The sequence below is a fragment of the Massilia suwonensis genome (genome assembly GCF_042655665.1).
In the GTDB taxonomy this organism is placed as follows: domain Bacteria; phylum Pseudomonadota; class Gammaproteobacteria; order Burkholderiales; family Burkholderiaceae_D; genus Telluria; species Telluria suwonensis.
Genome location: NZ_JBHSMR010000001.1, coordinates 35,339 through 59,187, shown reverse-complemented (window position 1 = coordinate 59,187; position 23,849 = coordinate 35,339). Strand labels below are relative to the sequence as shown.

Annotated in this window: 24 protein-coding genes; 15 read left to right on the top strand and 9 right to left on the bottom strand. The window is 67.8% G+C overall.

Features of this window, described 5'->3' with window-relative positions:
• Position 1 precedes the first annotated feature (1 nt).
• From ACFPQ5_RS00285 to ACFPQ5_RS00275, 3 genes are all read left to right on the top strand, one after another.
• Entirely contained in the window at positions 2–451 is a 450-nt protein-coding gene (locus ACFPQ5_RS00285) for a CBS domain-containing protein (protein ID WP_379750751.1), read from the top strand.
• 111 nt (positions 452–562) lie between these two features.
• The gene (locus tag ACFPQ5_RS00280) at positions 563–3,304 is read left to right on the top strand and encodes a M16 family metallopeptidase (protein ID WP_379750749.1); all 2,742 of its coding nucleotides are present in this window, start codon (positions 563–565) and stop codon (positions 3,302–3,304) included.
• A gap of 91 nt (positions 3,305–3,395) precedes the next feature.
• A complete protein-coding gene (locus ACFPQ5_RS00275; protein ID WP_379750747.1) occupies positions 3,396–4,196 on the top strand; it encodes a glucose 1-dehydrogenase in 801 nt (266 codons plus the stop codon).
• Between the two features lie 160 nt (positions 4,197–4,356).
• Here the strand turns inward: ACFPQ5_RS00275 and ACFPQ5_RS00270 are convergent, their stop codons facing one another.
• The 6 genes from ACFPQ5_RS00270 to ACFPQ5_RS00245 form a co-directional block, all read right to left on the bottom strand.
• Complete coding sequence (locus ACFPQ5_RS00270; RefSeq protein ID WP_379750745.1) at positions 4,357–5,427, bottom strand: flavodoxin family protein; 1,071 nt, start codon at positions 5,425–5,427, stop codon at positions 4,357–4,359.
• 134 nt (positions 5,428–5,561) lie between these two features.
• Entirely contained in the window at positions 5,562–6,899 is a 1,338-nt protein-coding gene (locus ACFPQ5_RS00265) for a tetratricopeptide repeat protein (RefSeq protein WP_379750743.1), read from the bottom strand.
• Positions 6,900–7,088: 189 nt separating this feature from the next.
• Positions 7,089–8,648, bottom strand: coding sequence for a glycoside hydrolase family 3 protein (locus tag ACFPQ5_RS00260; protein ID WP_379750741.1), 1,560 nt, complete (start codon positions 8,646–8,648; stop codon positions 7,089–7,091).
• Positions 8,649–8,658: 10 nt separating this feature from the next.
• Complete coding sequence (locus ACFPQ5_RS00255) at positions 8,659–9,681, bottom strand: SIS domain-containing protein (protein WP_379750739.1); 1,023 nt, start codon at positions 9,679–9,681, stop codon at positions 8,659–8,661.
• Complete coding sequence (gene nagA / locus ACFPQ5_RS00250) at positions 9,678–10,763, bottom strand: N-acetylglucosamine-6-phosphate deacetylase (RefSeq protein ID WP_379750737.1); 1,086 nt, start codon at positions 10,761–10,763, stop codon at positions 9,678–9,680. The genes ACFPQ5_RS00255 and nagA overlap by 4 nt, the downstream gene beginning before the upstream one ends.
• A complete protein-coding gene (locus tag ACFPQ5_RS00245; protein ID WP_379750735.1) occupies positions 10,760–11,641 on the bottom strand; it encodes a glucosamine kinase nucleotide-binding domain-containing protein in 882 nt (293 codons plus the stop codon). Before ACFPQ5_RS00245 ends, nagA begins: the two co-directional genes overlap by 4 nt.
• 320 nt (positions 11,642–11,961) lie before the next feature.
• On the opposite strand from ACFPQ5_RS00245, the gene ACFPQ5_RS00240 reads away from it, so the two are divergent.
• On the top strand, positions 11,962–14,259 hold the full coding sequence (locus ACFPQ5_RS00240) for a putative bifunctional diguanylate cyclase/phosphodiesterase (protein WP_379750733.1): 2,298 nt from the start codon (positions 11,962–11,964) through the stop codon (positions 14,257–14,259).
• A gap of 4 nt (positions 14,260–14,263) precedes the next feature.
• Here the strand turns inward: ACFPQ5_RS00240 and ACFPQ5_RS00235 are convergent, their stop codons facing one another.
• Positions 14,264–15,085 carry an alpha/beta hydrolase gene (locus ACFPQ5_RS00235; protein WP_379750731.1) on the bottom strand — a complete coding sequence of 274 codons (822 nt, stop codon included), beginning with the start codon at positions 15,083–15,085 and terminating at the stop codon, positions 14,264–14,266.
• An 82-nt stretch (positions 15,086–15,167) separates the two neighbouring features.
• Here ACFPQ5_RS00235 and ACFPQ5_RS00230 point away from each other — a divergent pair, with 82 nt between their 5' ends.
• From ACFPQ5_RS00230 to ACFPQ5_RS00215, 4 genes are all read left to right on the top strand, one after another.
• On the top strand, positions 15,168–15,701 hold the full coding sequence (locus tag ACFPQ5_RS00230; protein WP_379750729.1) for a DUF2975 domain-containing protein: 534 nt from the start codon (positions 15,168–15,170) through the stop codon (positions 15,699–15,701).
• On the top strand, positions 15,701–15,940 hold the full coding sequence (locus tag ACFPQ5_RS00225; protein WP_379750727.1) for a helix-turn-helix domain-containing protein: 240 nt from the start codon (positions 15,701–15,703) through the stop codon (positions 15,938–15,940). The genes ACFPQ5_RS00230 and ACFPQ5_RS00225 overlap by 1 nt, the downstream gene beginning before the upstream one ends.
• Before the next feature lie 43 nt (positions 15,941–15,983).
• On the top strand, positions 15,984–16,487 hold the full coding sequence (locus ACFPQ5_RS00220) for a CcdC protein domain-containing protein (RefSeq protein ID WP_379750724.1): 504 nt from the start codon (positions 15,984–15,986) through the stop codon (positions 16,485–16,487).
• 74 nt (positions 16,488–16,561) lie between these two features.
• Positions 16,562–17,101, top strand: coding sequence for a hypothetical protein (locus ACFPQ5_RS00215; RefSeq protein WP_379750722.1), 540 nt, complete (start codon positions 16,562–16,564; stop codon positions 17,099–17,101).
• Positions 17,102–17,139: 38 nt separating this feature from the next.
• On the opposite strand, the gene ACFPQ5_RS00210 is transcribed toward ACFPQ5_RS00215, so the two are convergent.
• Positions 17,140–18,471 (bottom strand): GIN domain-containing protein, encoded by a 1,332-nt coding sequence (locus ACFPQ5_RS00210; protein WP_379750720.1) that lies wholly within the window; start codon positions 18,469–18,471, stop codon positions 17,140–17,142.
• Positions 18,472–18,609: 138 nt separating this feature from the next.
• On the opposite strand from ACFPQ5_RS00210, the gene ACFPQ5_RS00205 reads away from it, so the two are divergent.
• From ACFPQ5_RS00205 to ACFPQ5_RS00175, 7 genes are all read left to right on the top strand, one after another.
• Positions 18,610–19,434, top strand: coding sequence for a metal-dependent hydrolase (locus ACFPQ5_RS00205; RefSeq protein ID WP_379750718.1), 825 nt, complete (start codon positions 18,610–18,612; stop codon positions 19,432–19,434).
• Between the two features lie 63 nt (positions 19,435–19,497).
• Positions 19,498–19,683: a hypothetical protein gene (locus ACFPQ5_RS00200; RefSeq protein WP_136219554.1), complete on the top strand. Its 186-nt coding sequence runs from the start codon at positions 19,498–19,500 to the stop codon at positions 19,681–19,683.
• Positions 19,680–20,150 carry a hypothetical protein gene (locus tag ACFPQ5_RS00195; RefSeq protein WP_379750716.1) on the top strand — a complete coding sequence of 157 codons (471 nt, stop codon included), beginning with the start codon at positions 19,680–19,682 and terminating at the stop codon, positions 20,148–20,150. The genes ACFPQ5_RS00200 and ACFPQ5_RS00195 overlap by 4 nt, the downstream gene beginning before the upstream one ends.
• Positions 20,151–20,154: 4 nt before the next feature.
• Complete coding sequence (locus ACFPQ5_RS00190; RefSeq protein ID WP_379750714.1) at positions 20,155–21,735, top strand: AAA family ATPase; 1,581 nt, start codon at positions 20,155–20,157, stop codon at positions 21,733–21,735.
• Complete coding sequence (locus ACFPQ5_RS00185; RefSeq protein WP_379750712.1) at positions 21,736–22,527, top strand: general secretion pathway protein GspB; 792 nt, start codon at positions 21,736–21,738, stop codon at positions 22,525–22,527.
• Positions 22,514–23,068, top strand: coding sequence for a molybdopterin-guanine dinucleotide biosynthesis protein B (gene mobB, locus ACFPQ5_RS00180; protein ID WP_379750710.1), 555 nt, complete (start codon positions 22,514–22,516; stop codon positions 23,066–23,068). The genes ACFPQ5_RS00185 and mobB overlap by 14 nt, the downstream gene beginning before the upstream one ends.
• Before the next feature lie 19 nt (positions 23,069–23,087).
• The gene (locus tag ACFPQ5_RS00175) at positions 23,088–23,288 is read left to right on the top strand and encodes a YjfB family protein (protein ID WP_379750708.1); all 201 of its coding nucleotides are present in this window, start codon (positions 23,088–23,090) and stop codon (positions 23,286–23,288) included.
• A gap of 263 nt (positions 23,289–23,551) precedes the next feature.
• Here the strand turns inward: ACFPQ5_RS00175 and ACFPQ5_RS00170 are convergent, their stop codons facing one another.
• A complete protein-coding gene (locus ACFPQ5_RS00170) occupies positions 23,552–23,836 on the bottom strand; it encodes a DUF883 family protein (RefSeq protein ID WP_379750706.1) in 285 nt (94 codons plus the stop codon).
• Positions 23,837–23,849: the final 13 nt, after the last annotated feature.

Here is a 23,849-nt window from a genome sequence, read left to right as displayed (position 1 = left end):
CATGAACATCAGCGACATCTGCACCGTCCAGACCATCAGCTGCAACCGCGACGAAACCGTGCAGGGCGCCGCCTTCCTGATGCGCAAGCACCACGTGGGCGACCTGGTCGTAGTCGACGGCAGCGACGACACGGCCATTCCAGTCGGCATCGTCACCGACCGCGACATCGTCGTCTCGGTCGTCGCGCTCGGGCTCGATCCGGCCAGCCTGCAGGTCGGCGACATCATGAGCGACGACCTGCTGACCTGCCGCGAAGAGGACGACGTCTACCAAACCATCGAGCACATGCGCGTGCGCGGCATCCGCCGGGTACCGGTCGTGAACCGTCATGGCGGCCTGGCCGGCATCGTCAGCGCCGACGACCTGCTCGAATTCCTGGCCGAGGAAATGGGCGACCTGTCGCGCATCAGCGGCAGTCAGCAGGCTGTAGAACGGCGCGCCCGCCACTAAGCCGGACCCGCGCACCAAACTAGTGCGCGGCGGCATCATCGAAAGCGACCATCTGTTACCATCGCCGTTGGCGCGCCGCGGCAGAGCGGCGCACGAACCTGATGGGATGACATGAATTCGACGATGTACCGCCGCGGCCTGCCCGCGCACCTGATCGCGGGCGCTTTCGCCTTCCTCGCCGCCGGCAGTACGTTCGCGGCACCGAACAAGCCCCTGCCGAAGGGCGTCACCCTCGGCGCCTCGGTCGAGGGCATTACCGAATACCGCCTGCCCAATGGCCTAAAGGTGCTGCTGTTCCCGGACAGCTCGCGCCCCACCGTCACCGTCAACGTCACCTATCTGGTCGGCTCGCGCCACGAGAACTACGGCGAGACCGGCATGGCCCACCTGCTCGAACACCTGCTGTTCAAGGGCGCGAAGAAGAATCCGGACATCACGCGCCAGTTCGCCGACCGCGGCATGGACTTCAACGGCACCACCTCGCTCGACCGCACCAATTACTACGAGGTATTCCAGGCCTCGCAGGCGAACCTGGATTGGGCGCTGCAGATGGAAGCCGACCGCATGACCGGTTCCTTCATCGCCCAGAAGGACCTCGACTCCGAGATGACGGTCGTGCGCAACGAGTTCGAGAGCGGCGAGAATTCGCCTTCCGGCGTGCTGGTGAAGCGCATGCAGAGCGTCGCCTATGACTGGCACAGCTACGGGCGCTCGACCATCGGCAACCGCAGCGACATTGAGAACGTCCGCATCGGCAACCTGCAAGCCTTTTATCGCACCTACTACCAGCCCGACAACGCCGTGCTGCTGGTGGCCGGCAAGTTCGATGCCGATGCGACGCTGGCGAAGATCAGCCGCCTGTTCGGCGCGATCCCGAAACCGAAGCGCGCGTTGCCTGCCTTCTGGACGGTCGAGCCGACCCAGGACGGCGAACGCAGCTTCGCCGTGCGGCGCCAGGGCGACGTCCAGATCGTCATGCTCGGCTATAAGGTGCCGTCGAGCCTGCACGACGACAGCGACGTGATGGCTTTCGCCTCCGCCATCCTGGGCGACGTGCCGACCGGACGCCTGCACAAGGGCCTGGTCGAGACGGGCAAGGCGAGCCAGGTGTTCAGCTTCGGCGAGACCGGCTACGCGCCGGGCATGCAGTACGTGGGCGCGGTCGTGAAGAAGGGCGAAGCGATCGAACCGGTACGTGCGGCGCTGACCGAAGCCGTCGAAAACTTCGGCAACACGCCGCCGACGAAAGAAGAGATGGCGCGCATCCGCCGCATGTACGAGAACGAGATGGAGCGCAGCCTGAACGATCCGCAGCGGGTCGGCGTGGCGCTGTCGGAGACCATCGCGCTGGGCGACTGGCGCCTGTTCTTCACGGGCCGCGAACGCATCAAGACCATCACGCCGGAGGAAGTGGCGGGCGTGGCGAAGCGCTACTTCAAGCGCGACAACCGCGTCACCGGCATCTTCATTCCCGAGGATGCCCCGCAACGCGCCGTGATCCCGCCGGCGCCCAGCGTCGAGAGCATCCTCAAGGAGTTCAAGCCGCAGGCCTCGACGCTCGTTTCGGAGGACTTCGAGCCGACCCAGGAAAACATCCTGAAACGCACCCAGCTGGTGACCAAGGGCGGCGTCAAGCTGGCGCTGCTGCCCAAGAAGAACCGCGGCGAGGCCGTCACCGTGGACCTGCGCCAGCACATGGGCGACGTGAAGAATTTGTTCGGCAAGGGCGCCGTGCCCGAGCTGACGGCCGCCATGCTGATGCGCGGCACCAGCCGCTTTACGCGCGAGCAGCTGGCCGACGAATTCGACCGCCTCAAGATCGCCGGCGGCCTGACCCACTTCCAGACCACGCGCGAACACCTGCCAGATGCGCTGCGCCTCGTGGCCCACGTGCTGAAGGAGCCGGCCTTCCCGCAAGCCGAATTCGAGCAGCTGCGCCGGCAGTCGCTGGTCGCGCTGGAAGCGAGCCGCGCCGAGCCGCAAGCCGTCGCCGGCCGTGCCCTGGCGCGCCACTTCGACCAGTATCCGAAGGGCGACGTGCGCCACGCGAACAGCTTCGACGAGGACCTGGCCGAACTGACGGCGGCGCGCCTGGACGAGCTGCGCGCCTACCACCGCGAGTTCTACGGCAGCGTGCCGGCCGAGATGGCGATCGTGGGCGACTTCGATGCCGCCGCCATCGCACCGCTGGTGGACGAGTTGTTCGGCGCCTGGAAGCCGCAGGCGAACGTGGCGCCGGTGCTGCGCCGCTTCGCCGACGTCGCGCCCCTGAAGACGACGCTCGACACGCCGGACAAGGAAAACGGCATCTATACGGCGCGCCTGAACCTCGACCTGAACATCGACGACCCCGACTATCCGGCCCTGATGCTGGCCAACTACATCTTCGGCGAAGGCGGCCTGCGTTCGCGCCTGATGGACCGCATCCGCCAGAAGGACGGCCTGTCCTACGGCGGCGGCTCGCAGCTGGAAGCGGGCGACCTGGATCGGGCCGGAGCCTTCGGCATCAGCGCCATCGCCGCGCCGCAGAACCTGCAGCGCCTGGATGCGGCGATCCGCGCCGAACTGGCGCGCGCGGTCAAGGATGGCTTCACCGCCGCCGAGCTGGCCGGCGCCAAGTCGGGCCTGATGCAGCAGCGCCAGCAGACCCGCTCGGACGACGGCGCGCTGGCCGCCGGCTGGACTTCCTACCTGTACCGCGACCGCACCTACGAGTGGTCGCGCCAGTTCGAAGCCAAGCTGATGGCGGTCACGCTGCCCCAGCTGAATGCCGCCTTCCGGAAGGCGATCGACCCCGCGAAACTGTCGGTCGTGATGGCGGGTGACCAGTCCAAGGCCAAGCCGGCGCCTTGACGCTGCACCCTCTTGGTGAAACTGCGCCGAACCAGTAGAATGTTGCCTTTCAGCATCACTTTCGGTATCGATAAGCGGTAGGAGCAGTTTCATGAAGGGCAAGAAAGAGCAGGGACGCGAGCCGGCGCAGGCCGGCATTTCCTTTGCCGGCAAGGCCGTGCTGGTGACGGGCGCGGCGGGCGGCATCGGCCGCGCGGTGGCGCTGGCCTTCGGGCGGGCGGGCGCCTGCGTGGTGGTCGCCGACATCGCCGTCGACGGCGGCCATTCGACGGCGGCGATGATCGTCGAGAACGGCGGCAAGGCGCTGTTCGTGGCGGCCAACGTCACGCGCGAACAGGAAGTCGCGGCGCTGGTCGACAAGGCGGTGCACCACTACGGCCGCCTCGACTGCGCCGTCAACTGCGCCGCCCTGTTCGAGGAGAGCGCGCGGCTGGCCGAGTTCGACGAAGCCGCATACGACCGCATCATGGACGTCAACGTCAAGGGCGTCTGGCTGTCGATGAAATACCAGCTGCGCCAGATGGGCAAGCAGGGCGGCGGCGCGATCGTCAACCTGTCCTCGAGCTTCGGCCAGGTCGGCGCGCCGGGGCAGGGCGTCTACGCCGCCAGCAAGCACGCATTGGCCGGCCTCACCAAGAGCGCCGCGCTCGAACATGCGAAAGAAGGCATCCGCGTGAATGCGCTGTGCCCGGGCGCCGTGCGTACGCCGATGCTGGCGCGTGCCCTGCAGCGCGAGCCGGCGATGGAAAAGAAGCTGCGTGCGGCGCACCCGATGGGGCGCTTCGCCGAGGCGTCCGAGATTGCCGATGCGGTGCTGTGGCTGTGTTCCGAGCAGGCTTCGTTCGTGACGGGGCACGAGCTGTCGGTGGATGGCGGCTTCACCGCAATTTAAGACCTGCGGCCGTGGCGTAACGTAGGGTGGGCACTCCGTGCCCACGCGGTACGCACGTGTCCATTGTCGTCGTCCGTGGCGAGATCATGCCTTGCGGGCGACATATCGCTGCCGCGGCAAACGGGGGCGCCCGTAACCGCGTGGGCACGGAGTGCCCACCCTACTTGGGCCGCGGCGTATCGAGCTTCATCGACGGCGGCACGACGCGTCCCGCCCTTAGATCCTGCACCGTCAGCGCCACCGCGCGCGCCACGTTGCGCACTTCTTCCTGCACGTTGGTGTCGCGGTCGAGCGCTTGATGGCTCTCGGCATACGATTCGTAGTAGCCGATGAAGCGGTCGAGGGTGCCGAAGCTGCCCGAATCGACCAGTCCCATCCAGTTCAGCCAGTCCGTCAGCGAACGGCGCGTGCCTTCGATGCCGGCCACGTCGCCGTGCACCACCAGGCCGAAGGCGCGTCCGGCGAGGTGCTTCGGGTAGTCCCAGCCGGCCAGCTCCATCTCCTTGGCCTTCTTTGCGTCCTTGCCATGCGTCGAGCTAGGGTCGGGATTGCCGCCGTCGGCGCAGACCAGGCGATCGATCATCAGCTTCAGGGTGGACGGGCTCTGGTACCAGTAGACCGGGGTCAGGATGATGACGCCGTGCGCGGCCACCCAGCGTTCGTAGATCTCGTTCATCCAGTCGCCGGTCTGGCGTTCGGAATGGTTCGGGTAGCAGCTGCAGGGCCAGTGGCAGAGCGGCATGGCGGTCGAGGCGCAGGCCTTGCAGGGATGGATGTGGCGGTCGTAATCCGAGATCAGGCGCGACAGGTCGAGCAGGTCGGCTTCCATGCCGCATTCGGCCAGCGTGTCGCGCGCGATTTTCGTGAGGCGCCAGGTCTTCGACATCTCGCCCGGACAGCTGCCGTCGTTGCGGGCCGAGCCGTTGATGAGCAGGATGCGGCTCGGGGTATCCGGCTTCTTCTGGTGGATCTCGGCCGCCAGCAGGCGGTCGCGCGTGGCCTTCCACTCGATCGAGAGGTCGTAGTCGGGATCGGCGAAGCCGACGCCGGCCTTTACCGTGCGCGGCGCCTTGTGCTTGTCCTCGTAGGTGTGCCAGGCGACTTCCTCGACCTTCGCCAGTTCGGACGCCACCGCGTCGAAAGCGGGATCGAAAAAGCCATCGAAGAATTTGCGCCGGAATTCGTCGCGCTCGAGCCGCGGAGGCGCCTGGCCTGTGCGAACGTCGGTCATTGCAGCCTCCTGTCAAGAAGACCCGATTATCGGCAAAGCGCAAAAACGGCGATGTACGCTGGCGAACGGTCGCGCCAATAAAAAAGCGGGCGGCGCCAGTGGCGACCGCCCGCTTCGGACCCGCTGTACGCGGATTACTTCACCGGTGCCGGTGCGACCGTGGTCTGCGACGCGGTGGCCGGAGCGGCCGCGCCTGCAGGCTGCTTGAGGGTCATGATCCAGACACGGGCCACGTCCGACAGGCCGCCGCCGGCCTTGACGCTCTCGAAGGTCTTGATCGCTTCGTCCTTGCGGCCGGCCTTGGCCTGGGCCGCGCCCAGGCGCAGCTTGGCTTCGTCGGGCTGCTTCAGGCCGCCCTTGGCGATACCTTGCTGGATGAAGCCGATGCCCTTGTCGTGCTGGCCCATGGTCGAGTAAGCCCAGCCCAGGTTGACCAGGCCGGCGCCGTTCTTCGACTTGGCAGCCGAGGCTTCGCCGCTGGCGATGTTCTTGGCGTCGTCGGCCGCGCCTTTCTCGGCCTTGGCGCGCAGCGCATTGTGGGCCTTGGCGTTGCCGCCCTTGCCCAGCACGCCCGCGGCGTAGCCGGCGTCCAGCGCGTTCTTCGCTTCGGTCGGGAAGCCGTCGCGCAGGGCGCTTTCGGCCAGGTCGACGTAGTCTTCCTCGCGCAAGGTCTTCAGGGCCGCGAATTCCAGGCGCAGCACCGGCAGGTAGTTGTTCTGGTCGAAGCCCGGCTTGCGGATCACGCCGGTGCGGATGACCTCACTCCACATCTCGTCGCTCGGGTAGGAGGCCACCATTTTCTGGACCGTGCTCTCGTAGGTGGCATTGTCCTTCAATTCGTAGGCGGCGCTCAGCAGCAGCTTCAGGTCTTCCTGCGACGGCGTCTTGCCGGCCGCTTCGGCTTCGCTGATCATCTGTTGCAGTTGTGGCTTGGCGCCGGCGTAGTCCTTGCTCAGGTACATGGCACGCGCCAGCAGCGGACGGGCCTGGACCATGTTGCCGCCCAGCGACTCGTAGCGCTTGAGCTGCTCGATGGCGGCAGGATAGTTCTTGGCCTTGTATTGGACGTCGGCGATGGCCAGCACCAGCTGCGCCTGCGATTCCTTCGGCTCGAAGCCCGACTTGACGACTTCGTCGGCGTATTGGGCAATACCGGCTTCGTTGCCGCTGAGCGAGGCATGCACCATCTTGATGCGGTTCACGACGTAGTTCTCGTACGGGGTCTTGTTCGGCATCGCATCGGCCTGGGCGATGCGGTTCTGCAGCTCGGCCGCGTTCTTGGCGGTGACCAGCGGCTGGATTTGCGCCGGGTCGAGCAGCTTGTAGAGTTCCGGACGCACGGTGTTCGCCGGCGCAGCCGCGGGCGCATCGGCCTTTTTCTGGGCGTGGGCGCTCGTCATCAGGGCAGGCGCGGTGTTCAGGCCGACGGCGGCCAGCAGCAGGCACAGGCGAGCGAGGCGGAAATGGGACATGAATGATCCTTCTAAAAAGATGAGCGGTACGAAATCCGCGGCAAGATGGCGTTTTGCCAAGCTTGAGCAAACGCGCATTGTCCCATAAACCCGGGGGACCCTGCGGCGCAATTGTGCCGCAGGCCGCAAGCGTGCGGGGCCGCCGTTACATTGCGTTACCGTGTTTTATTCACGGAAACGCCGGCCCTCTCAGAAGCCCGGCACCGGGCAGTGGCCCGTGGCCTCGATCTCGCCGGCCAGCCAGGCATTCACGGCCGCCAGCGCGGGCGCCGCGAAGCCATAGGTCATCAGGGCGGGGGCGTCGATGTCGAGCGCCTGGTAGGGATTCCACAGCGCCAGGTGCAGGTCGGGCCGCCAGGTTTCGCGCACCTGCGCGCCGTAGCGGCGGCGCGAGGTCGAGGCCAGGATGGTGAAGCGGCCGTCCTGGGGCAGGGCGCTCCAGTCGAAGCTGTCGGCGTCGGCGAAGGTCACCAGCTCGACTTCGTAGAGCTGGGCCAGCGAGGCGGCGATGCCGGCCGCCGGCACGCCCGCTTCCGAGACGCCGTCGCTGACCACGTCCTGGCGCGCGACCAGGCGCACGCGCGCGCCCTGGGGAGGGCGGCGCACCACGCCGCGGCTGCTCAGGCCGCGCTGCCAGGCGCGCGCCATCAGGGCCCGGTCTTCGGAATCGGTGCTGTAGATCGGCGCTTCGTCGGCACCGGGCGCGTCGCTGCCCAGCACCGCCGGTTCGCTCGCGGCCGTGACGGCGGCGGCAGGCTTGCCAGCGGCGCCGGCCGGGTGCGCGGCCGCCAGCCTGCTCAAACGGGCAAGGCGTGCCTCGACTTCAGGCATCGGCAGTTCGCCCGAGGCGATCGCGGCGGCGATCGCATCGATGGTCTCTTCCTGCGTCGCGCGCGAGCCGATCGCCATCACCATGTCGGCGCCCGCCACCAGCGCGCGCACGGCGGCCTGGCCGGCGCCGTAGCGGTGGGCGATGGCGTGCATGTCCATGCCGTCGGTGATGATCACGCCCTGGTAGTTCCAGCTGTCGCGCAGGATGCCGGTGAGGATGGGGCGCGACATCGTGGCCGGGTACTCGGCGTCCAGCGCCGGGTAGACGATGTGGGCCGTCATCATGGCCGGCGCGAAGGGAGCCGCCATCCGGAACGGCGCGAACTCGAAGCGCTCCAGTTCCGCCAGCGGCTTGTCCACGGTCGGCAGCGCGCGGTGCGAGTCGACGTGGGTGTCGCCATGGCCGGGGAAGTGCTTGACGCAGCAGGCCACGCCCTCCGATTCGCTGCCTTCCATCCAGGCCAGGGCGATGCGCGTGGCCGTTTCCGGATCGGCGCCAAAGGAACGTTCGGCGATCACGGGATTGTGCGGGTTGTTGTTCAGGTCCAGCACCGGCGCGAAGTTCCAGTTGAAGCCGAGCGAACGCACGGCGCGCGCGATGGCGGCGCCGACTTCGCGCGCCAGCACCGGATCGTTGGCCGCGCCCAGCGCCATCGCCGACGGCGGCGCCGGCACCCAGGTCGAGCGCACCACGGCGCCGCCTTCCTGGTCGAGGGCGATCAGCGCTTCAGGGCCCATCACGGCGCGCAGGCGTCCGGTAAAACTCGTCAGCTGGGCGGCGTCGACCATGTTCTGGCGGAACAGGCAGGCGCCGCGCACGCGGTTCTGCGCCAGGAAGGCGGCCGTGTCCTCATCGAGTTCGGTGCCGAACAGGCGCACCATGATCAGCTGGCCGGCGATTTTTTTCAGGTCGTCCATGGCTTGGTTTTTAGTTGGTCCTGGTGACTTTGCTGAGATGGCGCGGGCGGTCCGGATCGAGTCCGCGCGCTTTCGACAACTGGGCGGCCATCACGTAGAAGGCCTGGATCGCGACGATCGGATCGAGGTCCGGCGTGGCGGCCACCGGCAGCGTGAGGTCGCGCTCGGCGATGTCCTCGGGCGCGGCCAGCAGCACGCGCGCGCCGCGTCCGCGCATCTCGGCTGCCAGCGCAACCAGCCCGGCCTGCGCCGGTCCGCGCGTGGCGAAGATCAGGAGCGGATAGCCGTCCTCGATCAGCGCCATCGGGCCGTGCTTGATCTCGGCGCCCGAGAAGGCTTCGGCCTGCAGGGCCGAGGTTTCCTTGAATTTCAGGGCCGCTTCCAGCGCGATGGGGAAGCTGATGCCGCGGCCGACCACCATGATGTTGCGGGCCGGCGCCAGCACCTCGATCGCAGCCGACCAGTCGGCGCGGGAGGCCGCGCGCAGGTCGTCGGGCAGGGCGGCCAGGCCGGCGCGCAGTTCGGCATCGTCCTGCCACTCGGCCACCAGGCGCGCGCCCGCCACCAGGCTCGTGATGAAACTCTTGGTCGCGGCCACGCTCTGCTCCTTGCCGGCGTGCAGGGGCATGGTCCAGGCGGCGCTTTGCGCCAGCGGCGAGGTGTCGTCGTTGACGAGGGCCACGGTGGTGGCGCCGCCATCGCGGAAGTAGCGGATCGGCTCGACCACGTCCGGGCTCTGGCCCGATTGCGAGATCGATATCGCCAGCGTGTCGCGCGTGACGAGCGGCGATTTATAGAGCGTGATCAGCGACATCGGCAGCGACGTGACCAGGCGGCCAAGGCGCGACATGATCAGGTAGGCGACATAGCTGGATGCGTGGTCCGAGCTGCCGCGCGCGACGGTGACGGCGCTATGGAAATTCGTGGCGCGCAGCGTGCGTCCGAGTTCGGCATAGCGCTCGACGTCCTGCGACAGTTGCAGCGCGACGCAATCGCCGGCCGACATGGCCTCTTGCAACATCAATGAGGTCATACGGCTTCTCCTTCGATATAAACGGTTTTGATATTCAGGTCGCGGTCGAGCACGACGAAGTCGGCGTGGCAGCCGGGGGCCAGGCGTCCGCGCTCGCGTTCGCCGAGGTAGTCGGCGGCATTGGTCGAGACGCGGCGCGAGGCTTCCCGCAGCGACAGGCCGATCTTGACCAGGTTGCGCAGCGCGCCGTCCATGGTCAGGGTCGAACCGGCGAGGGTGCCGTCGGCCAGGCGCACGCCGCCCATGCATTTGTGGACCACCTGCCGGCCCAGCATGTATTCGCCGTCGGGCATGCCGGCGGCGGCGGTCGAATCGGTCACGCAGAACAGGTGCGGGATCGAGCGCAGGGCCACCTTGATCGCGCCCGGATGCACGTGCAGCAGGTCGGGAATGATCTCGGCGTACTCGGCGTGGGCCAGCGCCGCGCCGACCATGCCCGGATCGCGGTGGTGCAGGCCCGGCATCGCATTGAACAGGTGAGTAAAACCGGCCGCGCCGTGTTCGAGCGCCGCAAGGCCGTCTTCGTAGGAGCCGCTGGTGTGCCCGATCTGTACGCGCACGCCCTGGTCGGCGAGCAGGCGCACCAGCTCGAGGTGGCCGTGGATCTCGGGTGCGACCGTGATCACGCGCATCGGCGCCAGCGCCTCATAGGCTTCGATCTCGGCCAGCGTCGCCTCTTTCGCGAACGGCGGCTGGGCGCCCAGCTTGGCCGCATTGATGTAGGGACCTTCCAGGTGCACGCCGAGGATGCGCGCCTCGCCCTTGCCGCGTTCCTTGCAGGCCGCGCCGATGGCCGTCAAGGCCCGTTCGATGTCTTCCGGCGGCGCCGTCATGGTCGTCGCCAGCAGGCTGGTGGTGCCGTGCTTCGCGTGCAGGGCGGCGATGAGGTGCGGGGCGTCGCCGCCTTCCATCATGTCGCGTCCGGCGCCGCCGTGCACGTGCACGTCGATGAAGCCGGGCAGGATGTAGTCGTCGCCGTTGGCGTCCGGGTCAAACGCGCTGCCCTCGATGGCCTCGATGCGGTCCGTGAAACGCAGCGTGCCGTGGACCCAGCCCTCGGGCGTGAGGATATTGCCTTTCATCGGACTTCCTTCTTCTTCAAATGGCCTTCGATCATGAACAGGGCGCCGCGCGCCGAGTCGCCCTGGGGCGGCAGGCAGCGCGCGCGGGTGGACGCAGGCAGCCAGTCCAGCAGCACTTCGCCCAGGCCCCCGCACAGCGCCAGCGGCAGCGTGTGGCCCGGATCGAGGGCGTCGGCGATGCTCGCCACTTCGCGGCCCGCGTGTTCGAGAATGCTGCGCGCCACCGGGTCGCTCGCGCCGTGCAGGACGACGAAGCGCGCCAGGCCGGCGTAGGCGGTCTGGTTGGCGCGTCCGAGCCAGATCTGCACCGCGTCGCGGTTGCCGCCGCAGGCCGTGATGACCTCGCGTGCGAAGGCGCCGCCTTCGACGCGGCCGTCGAGCACCTGTTCGATGTGGTTCAGTGCGCGCAGGCCCATCCAGGCGCCGCTCGCTTCGTCGCCGGCGGGGAAGCCCCAGCCGCCGACTTCGACCTTGGTGCCGTCGACCAGCATCGCTTCGCCGACGCTGCCGGTGCCGATCGCCACGATCGCACCCGGCGCGCCGCCGTGGGCGCCCATCAGGGTGCTGAAGCCGTCGGTGTCGAGCACGAGGGCGGCAAAGCCGGGATCGGCGGCCACGAATTGCGCGGCCCAGTCCTTGTTGTGCACGCCGGCCAGGCCCAGGCCGATCGCCATCGAGGACAGGGGAGGGGAGCCGATGTCGGCCACGGCGCAGGCTTCGCCGATGGCGGCCAGGATGGTGATCCAGGCATTGGCGATGCCGTGGGAGAGGCCGGAGGGGCCGGCGCTGGCTTGCGCCAGTTCTTCGCCATTGGGACGGGCCAGGCGCACGCGGGTGCCGGTGCCGCCGCCATCGACGCCGATGAGGTATTCGATCATGGGAATATAAATGCCGGGGAGGTCGGGGCACTATAGGGAGGCGGGTTGAGCTTGTCAACAGGTATTTAAGTGGTATTACTTGTTTCGTGCGCGGCCCTGTCACGGCTGCCGTCCACCCCTATGAAAATGCAGGGCGGAAGCTGGTATGCAAACTGGTATGGTTGAGTATCAAGAATGCAACCCGAAAACAACAAATGCGCCCAACCGCGCACGAACTTGCTGCGCGTGTCCAGAATTGAAGTGACAGTTACTATCCGGCAATTTATTATGGCCGCTCGCTCTTCTTCGCCGTCGCCTTCTTTCGTGAGCACGGCAGTTCTATGCTTGATGTCAAAGATATTTTCGCCTGGCGGGAACGGATTTTCTCGTCGCTGTTGTCGGTCGTGCTGGTCGTCGGCACCCTGTCGACCCTGGCGATCGTCCCTTTCCTGATCCAGCAGGGAAAGTGGCCGGTGGCGCTCGCCGATACGGTCGCGCTGCTCTGGATCTTTGCCGTCTGGCGTCTGAAGCGTCTGTCCTACACCGTGCGCGTGCTGCATTTCCTCGGTGTGGTGTTCGCGCTGGCCATCGTCCTGCTGGTGTCGGTCGGACCGGCCAGCATGAACTACCTGCTGGCGCCGCCGATGATCGCCGCCATCCTGCTGAGCCTGCGTCCGGCCATGCTGGCCGTGGCGGTCGGCGCCGCTTCCCTCGTCGGCCTGGGCGCCGCCGACTTCATCAGCCTGAACGTGCCCGGCTGGGAGCATGACGCCCTGAAGGGCTCGCTGGTGGCCGCGCTGAATTACGCGACGATCGGCGTCATCCTGGCCATTACCTGCAGTTCCCTGCTCAAAGGCCTGTCGCTCTCGCTCGCGGACGTGCGCACCTTCGCTTCCACGCTCGAGACCAGCGAGATGGCCCTGCGCAACCTGAACAGCGAGCTGGAGCTGACCTCGGAAGCGGTCTCGCGGCTGAACGACATGGTCCTGATCGCGCGCGCCAGCGACGCCGGCAGCACGGAGCGCGCCATCACCTTCGCCAACGACGCCTTCCTGCGCCGCACCGGCTACACCCGCGACGAGATCGTCGGGCAGAGCCTGGGCATCCTGGAGGGGCCCGAGACCGACCCGGCCGTGAGCGCACGCATTTCCCAGGCGATGCTGTCCGGCCAGCCCTGCAATGCCGAACTGATGAGCTACACGCGCAACGGCGAAGCGTTCTGGGTGGAAGTCGAGATGGTGCCGTTCACGCGCTCCGGCGAGCGCGCCAGCCACTGGGTGGTGGTCGGGCGCGACATCAGCGAGCGCCGCGCGGCCGCCGCGGCCATCAAGCAACTCGCCTTCTACGACGGCCTGACCGGCCTGCCGAACCGGCGCCTGCTGATGGACCGCCTGGGCGCCCTGGTGGCGCGGAGCGATCCCGACGGCGGGATCGGCGCGGTGCTCTATCTCGATCTCGACAACTTCAAGGACATCAACGATGCGCGCGGCCACGCCGCCGGCGACGCGCTGCTGGTGCATGCCGCCGCGCGCCTGGGGCAGGCGGTCGGCCCCAACGATACGGTGGCGCGCATCGGCGGCGACGAATTCGTGGTGCTGCTCGATGGTCTCGGCCCGGATGCCGCGCAGGCCGGCCGCGCCGCCCTGGAGGCCGCCGGCGCGATCCGCACCGCCCTGGGCGCGCCGCTCGACCTCGACGGCCAGGCCTACCACATCGGGGCGAGCATCGGCGTGGCGCTCACCGCGCGGGCCGGCGCCAGCGCGCACGACCTGCTGCGCGAAGCCGATACCGCGATGTACCGCGCCAAGGCGGGCGGGCGTAACGGCGTGGTGCTGTTCGAAGCCGCCATGCTGGACGAGGCCCAGCACAAGCTGGCGATCGCGCGCGAGCTGGCGCAGGCCTTCGAGAATGGAGAACTCGGGATGCACCTGCAGCTGCAGGTCGATCGCCACGGCGCGCCGGCCGGCGCGGAACTGCTGATGCGCTGGCAGCGCGCCGACGGCACGATGGTGCGGCCCGACCTCTTCATCCCGGTCGCCGAATCGAGCGGCATGATCGTCGCGCTCGGCCAGTGGGTCTTGCGCCAGGCCTGCGCGGCCTGGCTGGCCTTGAACCAGGCGGGACACCCGATGCCGCTGTCGATCAACGTCAGCCCGCTGCAGTTCCGCCAGCCCGATTTCGTCGAACAGGTGCGCGCGATCCTGGCCGAGACGGGCGCGCCGGCGCGCGAACTCATCTTCGAAGTCACCGAAGGCCTGCTGATCGAGGACATCGGCCAGACCATCACGCGCATGCACGAACTGGCCGCGCTCGGCATCCGCTTCTCCATCGACGATTTCGGCACCGGCTACTCGAGCCTGGCCTACCTGAAGAAAATGCCGCTCTACGAAGTCAAGATCGACAAGAGCTTCATGCAGGACATCCCGCAGGACCTCAGCGGCACCGCGATCGTGCAGTCGATCCTGTCCATGGCCGGCCACCTCGGCCTGCGCGTGGTCGCCGAAGGCATCGAAACGGAAGCCCAGGCGCGCTACCTGGCCGGACACGGCGCCGACATGCAGGGCTTCCTGTACCACCGGCCGATGCCGCTCGCCCAGCTGATCGAGCGGCTCGACAGCGCCGACCTGGCGGCTGCCTGAATCGCTACAGCTTGCCGATGAACCCGCAATAGGCCGCGCCGGCGCCTTCCGTGCGCAGGGCGCCGTTGTGCCCGGCCTGGTCCAGCAGCAGGTACTGCTTGTCCTGGCGCGGGATGGCGTCGAACACTTTCTTGCCTAGCCTTGGCGGCGTCGTCCTGTCCTGTCCGGCCGCGATCACCAGCGCCGCCGAGGAAAAGCGCGCCGCCGCCGTGCGGTTATCGACCTGGCGCAGGGAGTCCTCCATCTCGATGCGCACGAACGGCCAGGCATACCAGGGAACGTTCGCATGGACCAGGTCTTCGACACTGGTGGCCGTCGTTTCCAGCACCGTCCCCGCTACCGGCCGCGCCTGCGCGACGTGGGCGGCCATGAAGCTGCCCAGCGACTGGCCGTGCACGATCACGCGGCCAGGGAAGCGCGCGTTCAGCGCATCGAACAGGGCCAGCGCGTCCGCCTGCATGGTCGCGACGGTCGGCTTGCCGCTGCTGCGCCCGTAGCCGCGGTAATCGAACATGGCGACGTTGCTGCCGCAGGCGGCGAGCAGGGGCAGGGCGGCGTTTGCATGCTGGTCGAGGTGGAACATGTTGCCGCCGAAGTAGAGCACGGTGCTGCGCGCGCCGGGCTGTTCGAACAGGATGCCGTGCAGGAGGGCGCCGTCGCTGCCGGCGACGCTCAGTTCGCTCGCGGCCGCGTTGCTGTAGCGCTGTTCGACGACGGTGCCCGGGGCGTCGGGCCGGATGAAATGGCTTTCGCTGACGCGCACCTGGGCGCATCCCGCCAGTCCCGCACTCACTGCCATGCATGCCGCCAGCAACCGGATTCCCATCTTGCCTCCTGTTATATAATGATTGTCATTGAATAAAAACTTATCGTAAAACGATAATAAAACAATGAATAACGATCAGTCAATGACGCGTCACGTCCGCGTCGTACGCACCATTGCAGGCGTGCTGGCGCTGCTGCAGCTGCTGTACTTCACGCTCTCCTGGCTGTGGCCCGAGGCCAGCCAGCTGGGGCCGGTGCACATCAGCTTTACGCCGCGCGGCCTGGAGACGGGCGTGGTTGCCGGCCTGCCGCCGGCCTTGCGCTGGAGCGGCATGCTGTGCGCGCTGCCGGCCCTCCTGCTGCTCGTCTATGCTTTCCTGCGCCTGGACCGCATGCTGCGGGCCTGCGCCAGCGGCCGGATGTTCGCGCTGGAGACGGTCGGCCACATGAAAGCCTTTGCCGCGGCGCTGCTGGGCGCCTTGCTGCTCACCGTGCTGGAGCCGGCCCTGCGCGCGCTCGTCTGGCGGCTGGTCGCAGGCGGCCCGCCGCGGCCGGTGAACGTCGGCGTTTCGTCGGAGGAACTGATGCTGGTGCTGATCTGCGCGCTGTTCTTCGTCGTCGCCTCGATGATGCACGAGGCGCGCCGCCTCGCCGAAGACAACGAGGGCTTCGTGTAATGGCGATCGTGATCGAGCTCGACGTGTTACTGGCCCAGCGCAAGCTGAAGTCGAAGGAGCTGGCGCAGTACGTGGGCATCACCGAGCAGAACCTCAGCCTGCTCAAGTCGGGGAAGGTGAAGGGCGTGCGCTTTTCGACGCTGGAGAAAATCTGCGAGCGGCTGGAGTGCCAGCCAGGCGACATCATCCGCTATGTCCCAGGCAGCTCGCAGGACGAGGATGGGCTGGAGATGGGCTAGCCAGTTTGTTTCCAAAACGGAAAAAATAAGTGATACTCCGTTCATGACCCAGACACAAATCATCATGCTCGCGGCCACCCCGCTCATCGCCTGGCGCGTCTACAAGCGCGTGCAGCGCCTCACGGTGCGTCAGAAATCGCGCCTGTGGCGCCACTGGTTCGGCGTGACTTTCCTGCCTACGCTGCTGCTGGCGCTGACCGTCATGCTCGTCAATCAGCCCGTCGCGCTGGCGACGCTGCTCGGCGGAACGCTTGCCGGCGCCGCGCTCGGCTTCGCGGCCCTGCGCCGCGTGCGCTTCGAACGCGTCGGCAAGGATTACTTCTATACCCCGTACGCGCCGATCGGCATGCTGGTCGCCACGATCTTCATCGTGCGCGTGCTGTACCGCCTGTTCGAGATGGCGACGCTGGGCGCACATCAGCTGCCCGCCTTCGGCAGCAGCCCGCTGACGATGGGGATCCTGGGCGTGGTCGCCGGCTACTACCTGGTGGGTGCATCGGGCTTGCTGCGCTGGCGCCTGGCGGAGAGGAAGCAGACGGCCCGGTGACAATGTGCGCATTTTTCCTTGAAGGCAAACGGTAGACTAGGGCGCCGGTCTCAACCAACAATCCAAGGAAACGCATGAAATTCGCATTGCACCTCGCACTGGGCCTGTCGCTGGCCGCCGCGCATCCCGCCTTCGCCGCCGCCACGCCGCCCGCGGCATCCTCCGCCGTGCCGAGCGCCGCGCACATCAAGGCCGTGCAGGACCTGCTGGGCGCGATGCAGGCGGAAAATGTCCTGCGCGGCGTCGCCGCGCGCAGCCGCTACACAAGCGGCGCCCAGCGCCAGGCCGTGTTCGCCAAGCTGGACAAGACGCCCGCCGCCGAGGTCTACCAGCGCCTGGCGCCGCCGCTGGCGCGCAGCATCTCCGCCGATACCGCGGCCGAGATGACCCGCTTCTACCAGACTCCGTACGGCAAGAAAGTCATCCACAGCAAGTACAACAGCGGCCCGCAGTTGAGCATGCCGGGCATGACGGCGGCCGTTGCGCCGGAAGAAAAGAAGGAACGCAAGCGCGCCGCCTACGTCCAGGCGAGCAAGGAGCTGGCGGCCGCGGAACCGATGATCGAGCATGAGGCGTTCAAGCTGCTGCAGACGATCAACAAGGAAAAGCGCTAGGCACGCCCCCAGCCGCACGCAGCGCTTCCTGGCCTGGCTTAGTTCGCCCGGCGCTGCCCGCCGCGTCCCACCTGCACCAGCTCCTCGCCGCCGCCGCCCTCGCGCACCTGGTTGATGGAGGCATGGCCCGGCCCGCTCACGTTGATGTCGCTCTGGCGCACGGTCAGGCGGCGCGCCTGCAGCGTGCCCGAGCCGGTCAGCTCGGCGCTGATGCGCTCGGCGCGGCCGTCGAGTTCGACGCTGCCGGGGCCGCGCATCTTGAGCATCACGCGCTTGCCGTCGACCGAGGCGCGCAGGCCGCCCGAGCTGCGCAGCGAGGCGTCGAGGGTGTCGGTGACGCGCGAGAGCGTGACGTCGCCGGGGCCGTTGCTGTCGATCGTGGCCTGGCGCACGCTCAGGTCGTCGGCCTCGAGTTCGCCGGAACCGTTGAGGTCGGCGCGCAGCTCGTCGGCGTTGCCGCTCAGCGTCACGTTGCCGGGGCCGTTCATGCGCAGCACGGCGCGGCCGGCCTGCAGGCCGCGCGCCTCGAGGTCGCCCGAGCCGTGCACTTCGGCCTCGAACTGGCGGATGGTGCCGGCCACGCAGGCATTGCCCGGTCCGCGCTGCACGCTGCTGAGTTTCTCGACCTGCATGTCGCAGGCGTCGAGGTCGCCGGAGCCGCTGGCCTCCAGGCGCAGTTCGCGCGCACTGCCGCGCAGGGTGGCATTGCCGGGACCGCTGATCTGGGCCAGGGCGCGCCCCACGCGTACGTCGGCCGCTTCCAGGTCGCCCGAGCCGCTCATGCGCGCCGACAGTTCGTTGCCGACGGCGCCCAGGTGCACGTCGCCGGGACCGGACATGTTGAGCGCGACATTGCCCGCTTTTACCTGGCGCAGGTCGAGGTCGCCGCTGCCGCTGCTGTTGACCTCGAACGCGCGCGTCGCGCCGCGTGCACGGATGTCGCCCGGACCGCTGGAGGACAGCACGAAGCGCTCGCCTTTGATCCCGTCAAGCTCGACGTCGCCGCTGCCGCTGTTGGCCAGCGACTTCAGGGCGCTGGCGTTGATGCGCACCACGACCGGCGCCTCGTCGCGCTTGCCCCAGCTGAAGTGGATGCCCGAGCGCGAACGCTGGCGCACGACCAGCGTGCCGCCGCGCACCTCGGTTTCGATGTCGGCCAGCTGCTTGGGCTGGCCCGAGATTTCCAGGCGCGGCGCGCCTTCGGTCACGATGACGCGGAATGGGCCGCTCAGTTCGATGGCGTCGAAGGCGCCGACGGCGCGCTTCTCGACCGTCACGGGCGCGCGCCGCTCGTCGGCCGAGACCGTGTGCATGCTGGTGAAGCCCGCGCAGAGAAAGAGGGCGGCGAGGGCGGTGTGCTTGATGTTCATGATGTCCCTGTTGTTTTTGTGATGGCGGACCTCTACATTAGGCGAAAGCGACGCCGTGCGTGCAGTCGGGACGATGGACGTGCAAAATAACGGTATCAACGAGCAAAAACGGGCGCTGAACGGCGCGAAAGGAAACGCATGTCCACCCTGACTGTCCGGAAACTCGACGTCGACCTGGCCCAGGGCTTCGGGCGCCACTGGAATGGCGGCGATGCCTACCGCACCCAGCTGTTCAATGCGCTGTCGATGAGTTTTCCGCTCGGCGAGCAGATGTTCATCGACGCCGTGCGCGCCGTGCCCCAGGAATGCCTGACGGACCCCGCCTTGCGCGCCGAAGTCAAGGACTTCATCGGCCAGGAAGCGACCCACCGCTACATCCACGTCCAGTACAACAAGGAACTGGAACGCCAGGGCCTGCCCTATACGCGCGAGGCTGCGACCAAAAAACGCATCGCGCGGATCGACCGCATGGGCGTGCTGAACCAGCTGGCGATTACCTGCGCGCTCGAACATTACACGGCGATGCTGGCCGACGGCGTGCTGCGCCATCCGCACTGGCTGGAGGGCGCCGAGCCGCAGATGCGCACGGTCTGGACCTGGCATGCGGTCGAGGAGACCGAGCACAAGGGCGTGGCCTTCGACGCCTACCGCGCGGCCGGCGGCGGCTACTGGCGCCGGGTGCTCTGGTATGTGCACGTGAGCCTCATGTTCGCTTTCGAAACCTTCCTGCAGACCTGTTTCAACCTGCGGCGGGACGGCCTGCTGTTCAAGCCGCGCACCTGGGGCAGTGCCGTCAAAATCTGGTTCGGGCGCAAGGGGCTGGCGGGGCACCTGCTCAAGCCGGGCCTCGACTATTTCTCGCCGCGCTTCCACCCCTGGCAGCACGACAACCGCCACCTGATCCAGGCGTGGCTCGATGACAACAGTGCGGCGTGGCGGCCGGTGCGTCCCCAGGCCGCCTGAACCGTCCGCGCAGGCCGTTGCGGGCCGCACCTGTCATAATGGGCGCTCGAAGAGGAGAACAGAGTGATTCGTTACATGGGCACGCGCAAGAACAGCGAGGGCGCCACCGTCTATGTGTTTATCGTGAACGGCCTCGAGAAAGAGGTCCGCGAGCATGCGCTCAAGCAGCATCCCGGCTGCTACGAAGCCTTGCCGGCCTCGGCCAAGGCAAAGATCGCCGCGAACCGCGACTGGCTGTCGAAGCTGTGACGCGCCTCGTTCGCGCTGCCGGCCTGGCATGGCTGGCGCTCGCCTGCAGCGCGGCGCAGGCCTTGCCCTCGACCTTCGGTCCCGTGATCGGCAGCGCGCTGCTGTGCCGCAGCCAGCTCGACAATGCTTATTTTCACTCCTACCTGAGCACCGCCTTCGGTCCTGCGACGAAGCACGAGGGCGGCGCCTTCTGGTTCAAGGGCGAGGCCACGCTGTGGGGCAAGCAGGTCCAGGAGCTAATGGTCAGCGACGATACCAACGCCATGGTTTTCATCGCCGCGGTCGTCGATGCCAGGCCGGAAGAGCTGGAAGAAGCGATCCATGGCGCCGTCGGGATACGCCACAAGGCGGCTGATGCATCGCAATATCCGCTGCGGGTCTCGAGTGCCAGCAGCGTCATCGCTTATCACCAGGGCAAATCCAAAATATACTGCGCGAGGTATAAACCTCTTCCGCCAGGCCGCTAGCAGTATGTACACGAATTTTTTCAACCTGAAGCAGGCGCCGTTTTCGATCGCCCCCGACCCGCGTTACCTGTTCATGAGCGAGCGCCACCGCGAGGCGCTGGCGCACCTGCTCTACGGCATCGGCAGCGGCGGCGGCTTCGTCCTGCTCACCGGCGAGATCGGCGCCGGTAAAACCACGGTCTGCCGCTGCTTCATCGAACAGATCCCGGACAATTGCCGGCTCGCCTATATCTTCAACCCGAAGCTGACCGTGGCCGAACTGCTGCAATCGGTCTGCGAAGAGTTCCGCATCGCCGCGCCGGGCGGCGCAGGGGTGAAGGGTTACGTCGACGCGATCAATGCCTACCTGCTGGCCTCGCATGCCGAAGGCCTGAACAACGTGCTCGTCATCGACGAGGCCCAGAACCTGGCGCCCGACGTGCTCGAGCAATTGCGCCTGCTGACCAACCTGGAGACGAGCGAGCGCAAGCTGCTGCAGATCATCCTGATCGGCCAGCCGGAACTGCGCACCATGCTGGCGCGTCCGGAGCTGGAGCAGCTGGCCCAGCGCGTGATCGCACGCTACCACCTGGGACCGCTGTCCGAGGCGGAAACGGGCGCCTACATCGCGCACCGGATGGCGGTGGCGGGAGCGCAGGGCGCACCTGTGTTTCCGCAGGCGGTCGTGCCGCAGGTGCACCGCCTCACGGGCGGCGTGCCGCGCCGCATCAACCTGCTGTGCGACCGCGCGCTGCTCGGCGCCTACGTCGAGAACAGCGGGCAGGTAACGCGCACGATCCTGCGCAAGGCGGGGGAGGAAGTGTTTGCCGGCGAGACCGCGGCGCCAGTGCGGGCGGCGCGTTGGCCCCTGGTCGCCGGCGGCTTGCTGGCGGGCGCGGCGCTGAGTGCGGCGGCCGCCTGGCAGGTGTTGCCGCACAAGGAGACGGCTGTTCCGGCGAAGGCCGAGGCGAAAGGGGCGATCGTGCCTGCGGCCTCCGTCGCGGCCCGCGTGCCGCATGGCCAGGCCGACGAAGCCGCGGCGCTGCGTTCGCTGGCCTCGCTGTGGAATGCGAACTTGCCGGCGGGTGAACCCTGCCAGGTCGCCTTCCGCCTCGACCTGCGCTGCCACACGGGACGCGGCGGCATCTACGAATTGCGCCAGCTCGACCGCCCGGCCGTCATCACCCTGCGCGACGGCAGCGCTACCAGTTACGCCGTGCTGGCCGGCATGGACGAGCGCAGCGTGACGCTGCTGGCCGACGGCAAGCGCCAACGGGTCGAGCTCGCCGTCCTGGTGCCGCGCTTCACCGGCGAATACACGACCTTCTGGAAGATGCCGCGCGCCTTCCGCGACAACCTGGCGCCGGGCGACCAGGGCCTCGACGTCGACTGGCTCGGCACGCGCCTGGCGCAGTTGAACAAGTCCACGGCGCCGGCGGCCAACCAGCCTTTCGACGCGCGCACCCGCGAGCTGCTGCGCGCGTTCCAGAGCAAGAACAACCTGAAGGCGGACGGCGTCGCCGGACCGCGCACCTACATGCGCCTCAACCAGCTGACCGGCATCGCCGAGCCGCGCCTGCTCGCCGCCGCCGGGACGGGACACTGAATGTCGTACATCCTCGAAGCACTCAAGAAGGCGCAAGCCGAACGCCAGCTGGGCAATGCGCCCGACATCCACACGCCGACCGCCGTTCCCGTTCCTGCGGCGGCGCGCGCGGCGAATCGCAAGCCGCTGCTGATCGGGCTCGGAGCGGGCGTGCTCGTCGCGGGCATCGCAGCCGGGCTCGTCTGGAGGGCGAAGACGCCGGCGGGGGAGCCGGCCGTGCTGGCGCAGAATGCGGCAGCGCCGTCGCCGGCCGCGCCTGCCGTGCTTCCTCCGCCGCCTGTCGCCGCAGCTCCGGCCGTAACGCAGAGTGCGCCTGTGCCGGTTGCGCAAGCGCCGGCGCCGCAGGCCGCTCCAGTCCAGGCGCCGGCGGCGCAAGCCGCGCCGCTTGCGCCGCCCGTGACCACGCCGCCGGCCGCGCCCCAGCCGGCGCCGACGCCGCGCAAGGCTGCGGCACCGGCGCCGGTTGCCGACCCGGCGCCCGAAGCGGTCTACCTGCCGGCACCGGCGCGCGCCCCCGAGCCCGCACCCGCGCCGGTCCGTGCGCCCGATCCGGTGCTTGAAGAAAACCTGCGCACCCTGCAGCAGCTGCCGGAAGCCATCCAGCGCGAGGTGCCGAGGGTGACGGTGGGCGGCTACATCTATTCGCCGAATCCGGCCGACCGCCTGTTGCTGGTCGACAAGACGCTGCGCCGCGAAGGCGAGGAGCTGGCGCCCGGCCTGGTGCTGGAACGCTTGATGCCGAAGTATGCCGTGATGAATTTCCGGGGCACCCGCTACCGTGTCGGCTACTGATCCGGGCCCGGTCCTTGCCGTGGTCGGCTGGTCGGGCAGCGGCAAGACCACGCTGCTCGCCTTCCTGATCGCGGAACTGGCCGCGCGCGGCCTGCGCGTAAACGTGGTCAAGCACAGCCACCACGACATCGAACTCGAGCCGCCGCACAAGGACAGCGCGCGCCTGCGCATGGCCGGGGCGGCCGAGGTGATGATCGCCTCTCCCTACCGCTACGCCATCCTGCGCGAGCTGCGCGGCGAATCCGAACCGCCGCTGGCCGAGCAGCTGGCGCGCCTGGCGCCGGCCGACCTGACCCTGGTCGAAGGCTACAAGTGGGAACCGCTGCCCAAACTCGAGGTCTGGCGCCCCGCGCTGGGACGGGCGCCGCTGCATCCCGACGATCCGCTGGTGGTGGCCGTGGCCTCGGACGTACCGGCGCCGGCCGGGTTCGAGCGCGCTTGGCTGGACTTGAACGCGCCGCAGGACGTCTTGCGCTGGCTCATGGACTGGATGGCGGGCAGGGCTAAAGTTTCCAAAAAACAAGCCGTTAATGGGGGATAACCCTCATCAGGAGACTTCCGTGGACGTCCTCGCCATCGCCAAGCTGTCAACCACCATCGCCGAAACCGGCACCAAGCAGGAGGTCGGGATGACCATGCTGAAGAAGCAGCAGGACATGCAAAAGCAGCACATGAGCCAGCTTCTGGAAGGCATCCAGCCGCCGAAGCCGGCGCAGAACCTGCCGGCTCACCTGGGCAGCAAGATCAATACCACCGCCTGATCGACGTTTTCGCTTATGTAGGGTGCGCTCTCGAGCGCACGCGGTTACCGCATGTGCTGTTATGAGGCGGTGTTCGGAAGTTTTGTAGGGTGCGCTCTCTGAGCGCACGCGGTAGGAGGCCTGCAATGCCACGGTAGTTCACGGAGCCGAATTGGCTGCTCAGCCGTAGCAACGCGTGGACTCGGGAGTCCACCCTACATATTCGGCAGCGCCTGTGTGACGGTAAGGAAGTATCGCGGCGCCATTGCGGCGCCGCGTCGGACTCAATGGAAAGCGCGCAGGATACGCTCTTCGCCGCTCAGGCCGGGGCAGCCTTCGGTGGCCTGGCGCGTCGCTTCCATCATGCGACACAACTGGGCGTCTTCGAAGCGCGCGAGCTCTTCGTTGGCGGCGTTCAGGGCCATCGCCAGCTTGGCGCGTGCGTTCTGGTACAGCACGCTCGTGTATTGATCGGTGTTTTTCAGCAGCTCTTCCGCGTTTTCGATCACGAGGCGCAGATCGCCGATCAGCCTTTCCTGCGTTTGCGGGTTTTCATCCGGGGTTTCCATCGCCGTCACCTTC

Bases quoted from the DNA above. Each gene is read 5' to 3' on its own strand.
- ACFPQ5_RS00210 (WP_379750720.1), bottom strand. From the start codon at position 18,471: ATGAACATCAAGCACACCGCCCTCGCCGCCCTCTTTCTCTGCGCGGGC.
- ACFPQ5_RS00185 (WP_379750712.1), top strand. From the start codon at position 21,736: ATGTCGTACATCCTCGAAGCACTCAAGAAGGCGCAAGCCGAACGCCAG.
- ACFPQ5_RS00265 (WP_379750743.1), bottom strand. From the start codon at position 6,899: ATGTCCCATTTCCGCCTCGCTCGCCTGTGCCTGCTGCTGGCCGCCGTC.
- nagA (WP_379750737.1), bottom strand. From the start codon at position 10,763: ATGAAAGGCAATATCCTCACGCCCGAGGGCTGGGTCCACGGCACGCTG.
- ACFPQ5_RS00220 (WP_379750724.1), top strand. From the start codon at position 15,984: ATGACCCAGACACAAATCATCATGCTCGCGGCCACCCCGCTCATCGCC.
- ACFPQ5_RS00260 (WP_379750741.1), bottom strand. From the start codon at position 8,648: ATGGACGACCTGAAAAAAATCGCCGGCCAGCTGATCATGGTGCGCCTG.
- ACFPQ5_RS00230 (WP_379750729.1), top strand. From the start codon at position 15,168: ATGACGCGTCACGTCCGCGTCGTACGCACCATTGCAGGCGTGCTGGCG.
- ACFPQ5_RS00285 (WP_379750751.1), top strand. From the start codon at position 2: ATGAACATCAGCGACATCTGCACCGTCCAGACCATCAGCTGCAACCGC.
- ACFPQ5_RS00275 (WP_379750747.1), top strand. From the start codon at position 3,396: ATGAAGGGCAAGAAAGAGCAGGGACGCGAGCCGGCGCAGGCCGGCATT.
- ACFPQ5_RS00240 (WP_379750733.1), top strand. From the start codon at position 11,962: ATGCTTGATGTCAAAGATATTTTCGCCTGGCGGGAACGGATTTTCTCG.
- ACFPQ5_RS00215 (WP_379750722.1), top strand. From the start codon at position 16,562: ATGAAATTCGCATTGCACCTCGCACTGGGCCTGTCGCTGGCCGCCGCG.
- ACFPQ5_RS00190 (WP_379750714.1), top strand. From the start codon at position 20,155: ATGTACACGAATTTTTTCAACCTGAAGCAGGCGCCGTTTTCGATCGCC.
- ACFPQ5_RS00170 (WP_379750706.1), bottom strand. From the start codon at position 23,836: ATGGAAACCCCGGATGAAAACCCGCAAACGCAGGAAAGGCTGATCGGC.
- ACFPQ5_RS00235 (WP_379750731.1), bottom strand. From the start codon at position 15,085: ATGGGAATCCGGTTGCTGGCGGCATGCATGGCAGTGAGTGCGGGACTG.
- ACFPQ5_RS00225 (WP_379750727.1), top strand. From the start codon at position 15,701: ATGGCGATCGTGATCGAGCTCGACGTGTTACTGGCCCAGCGCAAGCTG.
- ACFPQ5_RS00270 (WP_379750745.1), bottom strand. From the start codon at position 5,427: ATGACCGACGTTCGCACAGGCCAGGCGCCTCCGCGGCTCGAGCGCGAC.
- ACFPQ5_RS00245 (WP_379750735.1), bottom strand. From the start codon at position 11,641: ATGATCGAATACCTCATCGGCGTCGATGGCGGCGGCACCGGCACCCGC.
- ACFPQ5_RS00255 (WP_379750739.1), bottom strand. From the start codon at position 9,681: ATGACCTCATTGATGTTGCAAGAGGCCATGTCGGCCGGCGATTGCGTC.
- ACFPQ5_RS00280 (WP_379750749.1), top strand. From the start codon at position 563: ATGAATTCGACGATGTACCGCCGCGGCCTGCCCGCGCACCTGATCGCG.
- ACFPQ5_RS00205 (WP_379750718.1), top strand. From the start codon at position 18,610: ATGTCCACCCTGACTGTCCGGAAACTCGACGTCGACCTGGCCCAGGGC.